Here is an 11,192-nt window from a genome sequence, read left to right on the forward strand (position 1 = left end):
TTTCAGTCCAAGTCATCGTGATTCCGTCAGTTGTTGCAAACCAACAGAATCACAACTAACTGAAATCGCTCAACTATCATTTTCGTTCAGGTTCTAAGGGAACGAGTGGCGGCGGCGGTTTTATCTGGCCGTTCGTGCCGTGAGGTTGCGGCGCTGTTTTCTGTAAGTCCGGCAAGTGCGGTGAAGTGGTCGCAGCGGTTGCGGGAGACGGGTAGTGCTGCGGCCAAACCGCAAGGCCGGCGGCCGCCTCGGGCTTTGGCGCCGCATTTGAGCTGGATACTGGCCCGGCTGGACGAGAAGCCGGATTTGACGATGCGCGCCTTGGCGCTGGAACTTGGCGCGCGCGGCGTTGCCACAAGTGAGGTTTCGGTGTGGCGCCTGGTGCGTGACGCCCGGCTCAGTTTCAAAAAAAACGCTGTTCGCCGCCGAGCAAGATCGTCCCGACGTGGCGCGCAAACGCCGGTTCTGGAAGAAGCATCAGGCAAAACTGGCGCCTGAGCGGCTGGTTTTTCTGGACGAAACCTGGGCCAAGACGAATATGACGCGCCTGCGCGGCTGGTCACCGCGCGGTCAGCCCCTACAGGCAAAGGTGCCACATGGTCACTGGAAAACCCTGACCTTCCTGGCCGCCTTGCGCTCAGATCGCATCGACGCCCCCTTCGTTCTGGACGGGCCAATCAACGGCAAAACATTCACCGCCTATGTCCGCCAGATGCTGGTGCCGACTTTGTCCCCCGGAGACATCGTCATCATGGACAATCTCGGCAGCCATAAAGGCCCCGCCGTGCGCAAGGCCATTCGAGACGCAGGTGCCAAACTCCTCTTCCTGCCGCCCTACAGCCCCGATCTCAACCCCATCGAGCAGGTCTTCGCCAAACTCAAAACCCTGCTTCGAAAAGCCGCAGAAAGAACCGTCGAAGCCACATGGAAGCGCATTGGAATATTGCTCAACCAGTTCAAGCCCAACGAATGCGCAAACTACCTCAGAAACTCAGGGTATGCGTCAAATTAAGTGAAAGAGACTCTAAGTGAGGCTTTTGATAATTGCTGTGCAGATCGGCGTGAGTTCAGGCTGAGTGTTTCCGGTGTTACATTGAGCGGCAGGGCTGGGCGCTGACCTCTTCCAACACGCCCAGCAGCGCGGCTTAACCCCACCAGAGTGCGATGACTTTGGATTGACCCGCCTTGCGGGTCAATCCAAAGTCTGAATCGTCCCCTCACTTATGATTTCGTCATTCTTCATTCCCCTCTCTGGACAATTAGCCCTCGAGATAATCCTGGACATAAATTTCCCGCACCAGCAAAATCACCGCCGCCGCCAAAGGGGTGGCCAATAATAGGCCCATGAAGCCGAACAGCTCGCCCAGTACCGCCATCGCGAGGATGGTCACGGCGGGCGGCAGCGCCACCGTTCGGCGCGAAACCAGCGGGGCGACAAAATAGCCTTCCACCAGATGGCAGCCGGTATAAAGCAGCACCACCCAGAGCACCGCTAGCTTCCCGACAGTAGAGGCGACGATGACCGCCGGTATGCCGGCGAGGATGGCGCCGACATAAGGCACGAAGGTCAACAGCCCCGCCAGCACCCCCAGCGCCAACGGCAGTGGAATGCCGAGCAGCGCCAAGCCGGTCATCGACAGGACACCGACCACGCCCATGTCCACCATCTGCCCGAGCATCCAATAGCGCAGCGTCTGGCAGAGCTGGAAGGCGATGTCCTCCGCGCGGCGGCGGCGGGGCACAGGCAGCAGGCGGATGATGCCGTGCAGATAGAGATCCGGCGAAATCGCCAAATACAGCGTCGTAGCCAGCAGCAGCAGGATGCCGCCGCCGGTGCCAAAGGTCATCGTCAGTAGTTTTGGCGCCAGCGGTGCGATGGCGAAATCCCCCTTGGCCGCCATCGCCCGGCGCGCCATCTGCCCCCAGAAGCCCTGATCCTGTTGCAAATGCCCGACATAATGCTGGATCTGGAGGATCAATTGCTGGCCCTCGCTGACAAAGCGCGGCCCGAAATACCAGGCGAACCCGCCGCACACGGAAACCAGCAGCAGGATGATCACTGCCAAAGCGCCGCCAACCGGCAGGCGGGTGTAACGGGCCAGAAGCAGCGCCGCGCCGCGCAGCAACACCGCGAGCAGGATCGCGGCGAAGACCAGCATCACCACATCCGACAAGGTCCAGAGCAGCGCGGCGGTCGCGACTGCCGCCAGCAGCCATCCCAGCCCCCGCATGTCGGTGGCGGGCATCGGCTCAGGCCTCCTTCGCCTGCTGGCGCAAACGCCGCGCCTCCACCCCCTGCCAGATCGCCAATGCCGGCGCGCCGATCAGAATATCCCGCGCGCGGCGGATGAAGGAAAGGGCGAGGGAGAGATGCGGCGGCACGCCAAAAGCGCCGCCAATGGCGATATAGGCCAGCTCCTGCACCCCCAGCGCCGCCGGGACCAGAAAAGCCACCGCCAGTACGCTGCTCAGCAGGCTCTCAATACCCAGCGCTGCCACCGGCCTCACCTGCGCGCCAAGAAAATGATAAGCCAGCCAGATATTGCCGGCCCCGGCGCACCAGGCCAGGAAATGGATCAAGGCGGCTAGCGCCAGGCGCGGCCTGTCATGCAGCAGCTTGGTGGTCTGCGCCTGAATCGCCTCAGCCTCGCGCGGCGCGCTCTTGGTCCAGGGGCGCAGCAGCCGCGTCACCGCGCCGCGCGCCAGCCGCGCCAGCCGGCGCCGGACGAGATAGCCGGCCCCCGCCCCGGCCAGCAGCAGCACCAGCCCGCCCGCCAGCGGCCAAATCAGCCAATTATGCGGGGCGCGCGCCAACAGCAACCCGAGCCCGATCAGGATAAACGGCACCAGCCCCGCCGCTTCGCAGATCATGTCCGCAAGGCTGGAGGCAGCGGCGCGCGGCAGGCTGGTGCCGCCCAGTATCACCGCGCGCGTGCCAAATACCAGCCCGCCGATCTCCGAGAACGGCAGGCAAGTCTCGCCGCCCTCGCGCACCAGCCGGCCCCAGACCGTCAGCCAGAACGGCGCGCCGGGAAGAAGCACCCGCCACGCGCCGGCCAGGATGATGAACACCGCCAGCTGCCAGAGCAGGATCGCCGCCAGCCCGCCTGGGCCGAGCGTGGACAAGGCATGCAGCACCTTGCCGGCCCCCAGCCAAAGCACCGCCGCCGTGGCCAGCCCCAGCCCGGCGAGAAACAAGGCGATGACGATGACCCGCCTCATACCCGCCCCGCCAACCGAGCGGCAATCTGGTCGGCGAGGGCGCCGAGGGCGCGGCTCATGCTCCGCGCCTCGTCAGCCCTCCCTTGGCCGCCATCGAAGCGCTGCGAAAACCGGCCTTGCGCCAGTACCCGCTGCCCGTCGGGGGCCAGCGCGGTCCAGTCCGCGCGCAGGCGCACCTGGCCTTTCGCATCGGGCATGAAATCCTGCACCGTCACCTGCAGGCTGGCGGCGCCCTCTGGCGGCAGCGGGTCGCCGGGCATCAGCACATCCGTGCGCGTCAGCCGTGCCGCCAGATCCTGCGCCAGCACGATCTGCGCCATCGGCCCCAGCGGCCCGGCCCATTGGGTATTGCCGGCGACATGCAGCACCCCCGGCGCCGCACCGGTGGTCAGGTGCAGCCTGTCGATCGCCGGCGGAATGTCGATGGCGCTGACCGCGAGAGCCTTCAACCCGTGGGCCGGCCGCGCCACGCCCGGTACCGGGGCCAGCGCCAGATAGGTGGTCGGCTTGCCGGCGCAGGCGGAAAGCAGGAGCAGCAGAAGCAGTACGGTTCGTCGCATCGTCATTCCCTCCGCCCGGTCAGCAGCGCGCCGGGATGACTGGTGAGAAAATCGGAAAGCGCGCGCAGCGAGCGCGCTGCCTCGGACAGCTGGTAGAGCGTCTGCGGCAGGTCGCCGCTATCCGCCGCCGCATTGCCCTGGCGCTGCGCCGCCAGCAGGTTCCGCGCATCGCGCAGCGCATGCTGGGCCTGATCGGCGCTTTGTTGAACCGCGCTGAGAAGGGCCGGCAGTTGCGCATCGGCCCGGCGGGTGATGTCGTCGATATGGCGCATCGTCTGATCAAGATGGCGCAGCGTGCGCCGGGTCTGCGCCGAACCGGTGAGGCTGGCGATATGGCGGGTGGCGCTCTGCACATTGGCGGCGATCTGGTCCAGCCGCATGCCGTTGACGCTGGCCAGCACCTGGTTGAGTTGGGTGATGACGCCGCTGACATCGCCGCCGCCGGCACCGAAGCTGGGGATCAGAGGCGGCGTACCGGGCTGGATTGCGGCCGGGGGCGCATCCTTGGCCATCTCCAGCTGGATGATCTTGCCGCCGACCACCGGCACGCTGCTGCCCATCTCCGCCCGCAGCCCCTTGCCCACCAATGTCGCCAGCATGGCGTTGAGCCCGGCCGCATCCGCCACCCCGGCGCGCGCGGGGGAGAGGCTGAAGGTCACCCGCGTCTGCAGCGCACCCTGCCCCGCGTCATAATGCAAGGCTACAGCGCTGACGCTGCCGGCCGGCGCCCCCTCGATCTGCACCGGCGCGCCGGGCTTGAGCCCGTGCGGGCCGCCGGGGAAAATTGCCGCGTAGCGCACCGCGTCCGGCCCCGGGGCATCCTGCGCCTGCGTTTTACTGGCATACAGCGTGAAAGTGGCGCCCGTTTTTGCCGGCGCCGCGCCCGGGACAGGAGGCGTCTCGAACGCCACCGCCCCCATCAGCAGCGCCGGAACGGATTGTAATTGCACCCCTGGCCCGTCGCCACCCGCGGAGAGGCGCACCGCGCCAGCATTCCAGAAGCGCGTCCGCGCGGTGACCAGCCCCTCCCAGGGCGCCTTGATGAACAAGGCCATGTTGAGATGCCCGCCATCCGGCGCCATCGCCACGCTGGTTACCTGGCCGACATGATAGCCTTTGAAGAAAACCGGCGAGCCGGCGGAAAGATTGTCCAGCCGCGCGGCGGTGAGGGTGAGGGACAGGCCGGGGGGCGAGCCGCTCAATGCCGGCGGCGCCCCCAGCCCCTGGGCATGCGTGACCGTAGCGCCGGCATGCGGGTCCAGCATCACCACCGGACCGGAGACCATGTCCTTGATGTTGCTGAGATGCGCCAGGCTGAAGCTGGTACCAGCCAGCCAATAGCGCGTGCCCGCCCCCAGATGCCCGGCCATGCGATTGTCGAAATCCAGCGTCACCTGGAGCTTTTGCAGGTCTTTCTCCAGCCGCACGGCACTGATATGGCCGACAACATAGCCCTGATACTCAACCTTGGTGGTGCCGGCCCGCAAGCCGCCGGTCACCGGAAACGTCACCCGCACACGCGGCCCGTGATGCACGAAGGCGCTGAGGCTCAGCCAGCCGATAATGCCCACCGCCGCCAGCGGCACCGCCCAGATCAGCCCCGGCCATTTCGAGGGACGGAATACAGCCTGTTCGGGCGGCGGTGGGTTTTCGCTCATACCCGCCGCTCCGCTGCCAGCCACATCGCCCGCGGGTCAAACAGCGGGGCCGCCAGCATGGTCAGCACCACCACCGCCAGGAAGGCGGGCAGAGCCTTGCCGACGAGAACGGCCAGCAGCCCGGAAAGATGCATCAACGGCAAAAACACCGAGACGGTGAAGACATCGATATGTGACCAGCGGCCAATCGTGTTGATCAGCCGGTAGAGCCGGGTTTTCAGCCGCAGCCGGGCGCTGGAGCGGCGCTGGATGGAGAGCCCGAACCATGCAAATGCGAAGAGTTTCAGCAGCGGGATCAGCACGCTGGCGCAAAAGATGATCGCGGCGAAGATCCACAGATTGGCCTGCACCAGCTTGAACACGCCGGTGAGAATGGAATAGCCGGTAAGATCCCCCAGCACGTCGCTTGATTCCATCGGGTAAAGATAAGCGACCGGATAGAAGGCGAAGCCGGCCAGTGTGAGAGCCATGGCGCGCATCGGCGCATAGGGCCGGCAGCGCCACAGCGTTGCGCCGCAGCGCGGGCAAGGTTGGCCTTCGGCCACCGGCGGCGCCGGATGGTCGCAACTGGTGCAGCAGATCATGTCCGGCGCGGCCTCGCGGGCAACGGAGCCGATGCGCCGCCAGATCTGCCGGCGCTCAAGCGCGGCGCGGGTCACCAGGGACAGGAAGGCCGCAGCAATAACGCAATAGCCGCCGGGGAGAATCCGCACCGGCAACTCCTGCACCACACGCTCATAGCCGATGAAGCCGCCAAAGACGAAAACATCCATCATCGCCCAGTTATCCAGCCGCTCCGCCCAGCGAAACCCACGCCCGAGCCACGAAGCCGGTCGGCCAAGCCAAAGCATGCCCAGCACCAGGCTGAGCAGACCAAAGCGGAGAAAGGGCAGAGCGATGATCTCCAGCCCGATGACGATGGCGGCCACTGGCCAGTCCTGCACCCAGATTCCGAGGACGCCGGAAGCGATATAACTATGGTTGGTTGCGGCGAGGATATTGACCTGCAGGATCGGCAGCAGATTGGCGGGAAATAGCAGCAGTAAGGTCGCCAGGCTACAGGCGAAAGCCAAGGTGAGGCTGCGCCCGTTCAATCGCTCCAGAGTGTGGCCGCATCGGACACAACGCAGCGAGCCGCCATACGCAACATCGGCCATTGACTGAATTTGTCCGCAATCACGGCAGCCAACGAACTCCAATTCGGTTTTGTGCGCAGCAAATGACGACACGTTATCATATTCCGTTAGACTTCCGGAGATTTTGGTGCTTTGGCGACAATAAGAATGGGGCTGAAGTTTAATTTTATGACATCCGACAAGCCATAGCGGCTGAACTGGAAGGCCTCGCCGCCAAGAGCTGTGAAAAACAAGACGATTCAATACTCTTCCTAAGCCGGGAAGAGCCTGATGACCGCACGAGGAACTAAAAGACAAGGTGAAGGCGAAAGCGGGACCCTAGAAAATTTGGCATACTCAAATACCTCGATCCATCAGATAAAAAACCGGGGATATTTGAGTCATGCAAAGATCTTGACAGCTTGGAGTTTTGTCTTGGTTTTGCGGCACTGAACACGTGAAAGACGAGAAGCGCCAAAATTATTCCAGCGATTAAGTTACAAAACGCCACCGTAAAACATTAAAAATTTGTTCTCTGAATATTCGAGTTCATGAAATTGCTGCAAAACTTTGAGTTGCCAACAAATGCAAAGCAAAGGATAATCTTATACCCAAAGAGTCACCTTTACTCGGAGGCGGATAAGGCTATCGTATATGAACTGATAGACGTCCACGGCAACGTAATAATCCGGGAAGAATTCGACAAAATCTGCGACCTCAAGCACGTCAATCGCTGCCTCCGGCAAGCCAAGGCCCCGGGGACAGAGACGATACCGCTGCGGATGGTTTGGTACGAGACGTCGCCAAAAGGCTAACATTTTTTGCATCTGCATAGCTTTGGAGACAGCGGGAGATCCAATTAACGCCAGCCATTATAAGCCGGATATCAAACTCACTTTTAAACTGCCGTGGCCGCAGACAATCATCAAGCCGAATTTTCCGGGTTACGAGCGATGGAAAAAATTCTTCATCATGCTCCAGCTACATGTGATTGAGCGGATCACTCGCTGGAAAACTGTCTTCACCAGCTTTCTCAACCATATGGCCCTGATTCTGTTTCGAAACGCGCTGGCTATATTCTGCTTCTGCCTGCCGCCAGAACTCCAGGTCCCTGCCCGCAGGACGGCCCGCGTCATTCCAAAAATGATAAGCAATTTGCTCGATGTCCTTCTCGCGGTCATTTCGGTCATCTGACAAGACATATTCCTTTCAAGAGTGAGATATGGCATAGTAATCTAGTAGACCGCGCTGCGGGCAGCGCTTGGCTTTTCGCCACAAGGCCGCCAAGGGTGGGGAGAAATGAAATGCGACACCATAGCTGGCTGGCCAAATTTGAACACCTCGATAAGTGGAATTTCTGCCTGAACGCGGCGATGATGCCGCAGATCAGGAGACCTTATGACGAAGCGTACCCGCCGTACCCACGCCCCTGCGTTTAAGGCCAAGGTGGCCCTGGCTGCATTAAAGGGCGAGAAGACGCTGGCCGAATTGGCGCAGCTTTATGATGTTCATTCCAACCAGATCACGGCCTGGAAGGCGCAGTTGTCGGAAGGCGCCGCCGGGCTTGGCCGGTACATGGTTGTCTACAATGGGCGGCGCCCGCATTCGAGCCTTGGCGCGCGCACGCCAGACCAAGCCTACTTCACCCAGGCCCCACTGCTCGCAGCAGCCTGAAAATTCCGCCGCCGGTATCTGGGCCTCGCTCCAGTCGGGCTAAGCCCTCCTTGCGCAAGGCCCAGATACCGGCATACCATCAACCAACACGGCAGAGCTTTCACTTATAGATTGCGAAACGGTGTTCAGACAAAGCCGGCCACTTCTACCCTTTATACGCAAAAAATGTGAAGCCTGTGCGACTGAAAGAAAGACGCTGTGGTCAGATCCCTATATAATGCGCCGGATATAGCTTAGCGAAACATTCGTACGGAAAATAGTTAATAGCGGGTCACGCGTTAAATAAAATAACCATCATGCTTTTGACAGGAGCAACAGATGTATGCTGATGAATTGATCCCCCGTCTGGACGGCCATTTTGGAACAAAATGGCCGCAGGGGGTGCAGGAGGAAACGCTGAAATCCCTCATCAATGAATGGGCGAGCGAATTGGTTGGAACTGCTCTTGACCGCGCCATGGAAGATCTTCCGGAAGAAAAATAGCCGAAACGCAGCAGGCCTTTGTGTTATCTTCCGCATCGTCGATGCATAGCGGTTCAGTGGCTACAGTGTAAAAGATTGAAGCGATACCCTTCCCTTTCAGGTGCCTCTGATGACGAGGATCTATATATCAAACGCCGCGCAACCAGCCATGAATGAAAATGACGGGTTGGCCGAATCCCCGCCATCACAATAAAGCTGTGTTCCGCCTTCGGCTCGTTCTTCCTTTTCGCGTGAGTTTAGTTGGAGAGCTTGATGACCCTGATCGGAATTGATTTCGCCGCTGGTGTGAAGCTGCCCGCTGCATAATGCGACAATGGCATCAGCGCGTTGGCCTCTGGATAATAGGTGGCGCAGCAACCAGGCGGGATGTCGTAACCGGTGGCACGGAATCCACTCATTTTACGCTCAATCCCGTCATCCCAAACCGTCTCAAGCATCAACATGTCGCCTTCGTCGATACCGAGCCGGATCATGTCGTCACGGTTCAGCAGCACCACCATGCGGGTACCCTTGATGCCGCGGAACCTGTCATTATAGCCATAGATAGTGGTGTTGAACTGATCATTGCTCCGTAACGTCATCATCCGAAACACGTCACGGTGGCTATCCTGCGGATGAGGATCTTCCTTAAGGCCCTCGGGCGTGATGAAATTTGCCCGTTGGCTTTCGGTCTGCCAGATGCGCTCGCGGGCCTTGATCGGTCTGGGAAAACCGCCCGGCAGCCACATGCGGCGCTCCATGTCGTGGAAAATCTCCGGGTAGGTTTCACCGAGTGCTGTGCGTATCCTGGAATAATCATCGGCCCAGCCCGCCCAGTCCATAAGGGGGTTGGGCGCCAGCGTGGCTTTCGCTAAGCCGGCAATAATCCTTGTTTCGGACAACAAGTTTGGACTCGCCGGCGGTCGGCGCCCGCGCGAGCCATGGATGCAGGCGATACTGTCCTCGACGGATACAGCCTGCGGGCCGGAAGGCTGGATATCCTCCTCGCTCCGGCCGAGGCAGGGCAGGATATATCCGATCTTGCCATGAATGAGATGATTGCGGTTGAGCTTGGTGGCAATGCTGACACTGAGCGGCAATTCCCGCCAGGCGGGTTCAATGCGCGCGCGGTCCGGTACGGAGCGGACAAGATTGCCGCCAAGTTGAAATACTGCCTGCAGCTTACCGTTCACCAACGCTTCGCATGCCTCAATGATATTCAGGCCTTTTTTTCGAGGCGCTGCAAATCTATACTGAGCCTCGAGCCGATCAAGCGGGACCAGTTCTGGTTTCTCGCTGATCCCGACAGTGCGTTGACCTTGCACATTGGAATGACCCCGCACCGGACAGATACCCGTACCCCGCCGGCCGATATTCCCGCGCAAAAGCAGGAGATTGACAAGGAGCTGAATTGTCTCGACACCGTTTTTGTGCTGGGTGAGGCCCATACCATAGCACGCCATGGCGCGCGGGGCGCGCGTGTAGACGACTGCGGCAGCTTCGATGGCTGTGCGCGATAATCCGGAGCGGCGGACGATGTCGTCCCAATCATATTCACGCGCCGCAGCGGCAAACTTATCAAATCCTGCGCAATGGTCTTCGATGAACTCATGATCGATTACGCGAGCACTGCCCATTGCCTGCGCATTATCGTCCATCTCAATGACCGCCTTGCACAACCCCATAAGAGCTGCGGCATCTCCACCGATCATTAATTGGTGATATTGTGTACTGATCAGGGTGGCTGGCTTTATCAGCATCTCTGCCGGTGATTTTGGATTTTCGAAACGTTCCAGACTACGTTCGCGCAGCGGGTTGAAGGTTATGATCTGCACGCCTCGCCGGCGCGCGTCCTCTAGCTGATGCAGCATGCGCGGGCTGTTTGTGCCGGTATTCTGGCCAAAAAAGAAGATCAGATCGGTGTGCTCACAATCTTCAAGCGTAACGGTTCCAACCGGCACGCCAATGGATTTGGTCAACACAACGGATGTCGCTTCGTGACACATGTTCGAGCTGTCAGGCAAATTATTTGTGCCGTAGGCCCGGGCAAACAGGCTATACAGATATGAGGTCCCCAACGACGCGCGGCCGGATGTGTAAAATACTGCGGATTCCGACGGAAGCCGGCCGGGGATTCCGATTTGATGTCGGCCACCATTCCGAGATGAAGCCGGCCAGGATTCCGACTTAAATCCGGCCACCTGGCGGGGCATTTCCGGCGTTTTCGGGTGGGTCAGCAACTCGGGCATTTGCGCCTCGTGAACACTCACGGGGAGAGACGGATGCCGGCGAAGAGAGAGCTGACGATGAGGCAGATACGATACACATTACGTCTGGCCAGCGAGGGCATCAGCGCGCGTGCGATCGGGCGGATGCTCGGTGTGGCGCGGAGCACGATCCAGGACAATCTGAAGCGCGCCCAGGTGGCGGGATTGACGTGGCCGCTGCCAGGCGACCTGACCGATGCGGTTTTGGAGGAGCGGCTGTTTGCCCGTAACGGC

The 11,192-nt window shown here is 60.8% G+C and carries 10 protein-coding genes and 1 pseudogene; 4 read left to right on the forward strand and 7 right to left on the reverse strand.

Features of this window, described 5'->3' with window-relative positions; all coding sequences use genetic code 11:
• Nucleotides 1-75 precede the first annotated feature (75 nt).
• Nucleotides 76-1,012 (forward strand): IS630 family transposase gene (locus T331_RS19685; RefSeq protein ID WP_155992765.1). Its coding sequence is split into 2 segments (ribosomal slippage): nucleotides 76-405 and nucleotides 407-1,012, totalling 936 coding nucleotides; the frame shifts between segments, so codons are not numbered across the junction.
• Between the two features lie 247 nt (nucleotides 1,013-1,259).
• On the opposite strand, the gene T331_RS18815 is transcribed toward T331_RS19685, so the two are convergent.
• From T331_RS18815 to T331_RS20645, 6 genes are all read right to left on the reverse strand, one after another.
• A complete protein-coding gene (locus tag T331_RS18815) occupies nucleotides 1,260-2,246 on the reverse strand; it encodes an AI-2E family transporter (RefSeq protein WP_051622450.1) in 987 nt (328 codons plus the stop codon).
• 4 nt (nucleotides 2,247-2,250) lie between these two features.
• A complete protein-coding gene (locus tag T331_RS0116305) occupies nucleotides 2,251-3,222 on the reverse strand; it encodes a lysylphosphatidylglycerol synthase domain-containing protein (protein ID WP_026440792.1) in 972 nt (323 codons plus the stop codon).
• Complete coding sequence (locus T331_RS0116310; RefSeq protein ID WP_026440793.1) at nucleotides 3,219-3,782, reverse strand: PqiC family protein; 564 nt, start codon at nucleotides 3,780-3,782, stop codon at nucleotides 3,219-3,221. The genes T331_RS0116305 and T331_RS0116310 overlap by 4 nt, the downstream gene beginning before the upstream one ends.
• Nucleotides 3,783-3,784: 2 nt before the next feature.
• A complete protein-coding gene (locus T331_RS0116315) occupies nucleotides 3,785-5,440 on the reverse strand; it encodes a PqiB family protein (protein WP_035180545.1) in 1,656 nt (551 codons plus the stop codon).
• Nucleotides 5,437-6,597 (reverse strand): paraquat-inducible protein A, encoded by a 1,161-nt coding sequence (locus tag T331_RS0116320; protein ID WP_244876997.1) that lies wholly within the window; start codon nucleotides 6,595-6,597, stop codon nucleotides 5,437-5,439. The genes T331_RS0116315 and T331_RS0116320 overlap by 4 nt, the downstream gene beginning before the upstream one ends.
• Before the next feature lie 939 nt (nucleotides 6,598-7,536).
• Complete coding sequence (locus tag T331_RS20645) at nucleotides 7,537-7,752, reverse strand: DUF2934 domain-containing protein (RefSeq protein ID WP_081822312.1); 216 nt, start codon at nucleotides 7,750-7,752, stop codon at nucleotides 7,537-7,539.
• Between the two features lie 201 nt (nucleotides 7,753-7,953).
• Here T331_RS20645 and T331_RS18820 point away from each other — a divergent pair.
• Together T331_RS18820 and T331_RS20105 are read left to right on the forward strand one after the other, a co-directional pair.
• A pseudogene (locus T331_RS18820) lies at nucleotides 7,954-8,115 on the forward strand (transposase); the annotation flags it as partial.
• 432 nt (nucleotides 8,116-8,547) lie between these two features.
• Entirely contained in the window at nucleotides 8,548-8,712 is a 165-nt protein-coding gene (locus tag T331_RS20105) for a hypothetical protein (RefSeq protein WP_155992766.1), read from the forward strand.
• A 236-nt stretch (nucleotides 8,713-8,948) separates the two neighbouring features.
• On the opposite strand, the gene T331_RS19695 is transcribed toward T331_RS20105, so the two are convergent.
• Nucleotides 8,949-10,940: an FdhF/YdeP family oxidoreductase gene (locus tag T331_RS19695; RefSeq protein ID WP_081822313.1), complete on the reverse strand. Its 1,992-nt coding sequence runs from the start codon at nucleotides 10,938-10,940 to the stop codon at nucleotides 8,949-8,951.
• Nucleotides 10,941-10,997: 57 nt separating this feature from the next.
• Here T331_RS19695 and T331_RS0116360 point away from each other — a divergent pair.
• A partial coding sequence (locus T331_RS0116360; protein WP_244876998.1) for a helix-turn-helix domain-containing protein occupies nucleotides 10,998-11,192 on the forward strand: 195 nt, incomplete at its 3' end.

Source organism: Acidocella facilis ATCC 35904, assembly GCF_000687875.1.
Lineage (GTDB): Bacteria > Pseudomonadota > Alphaproteobacteria > Acetobacterales > Acetobacteraceae > Acidocella > Acidocella facilis.